The 298-nt window shown below is 49.0% G+C and carries 1 protein-coding gene; it reads left to right on the top strand.

Annotated elements, in window-relative coordinates; translation table 11 throughout:
- Positions 1–108 precede the first annotated feature (108 nt).
- Positions 109–298 (top strand): hypothetical protein (locus ACTHS3_RS17640; RefSeq protein WP_440368717.1); only part of this gene is annotated, 190 nt, incomplete at its 3' end.

Below are 298 nucleotides of genomic sequence, written 5' to 3'. Positions count from 1 at the left end.
TGACAATCCTGTCTGCCTTTGCCGTTAAAGCTTGTTTCGGCTGGTTTTGTTTACCCGAACAAAGCGTTAGAATAACGGACTTTGCCGTTTAATTAAGGGGATGGACGCATGCTGTGGACAATATTGGCTTTAATTCTGCTGGCTGTCATAGCCGGCTTGTTCTGGTGGCGCCAGAAACAAGAGCAAAAGTGGCGCCAAGAATTGGCCCGACTCAGTGGCGACGAACAAGAAATAAACGAAGAAGACAGCCCGGTCGGTTTTTCCGACCCACTGGACAGCCTGAAACGTTTGTTCTGCA

This window comes from Neisseria sp. P0009.S007 (genome assembly GCF_051962515.1).
This window is presented reverse-complemented; position numbering and strand designations above follow the sequence as displayed.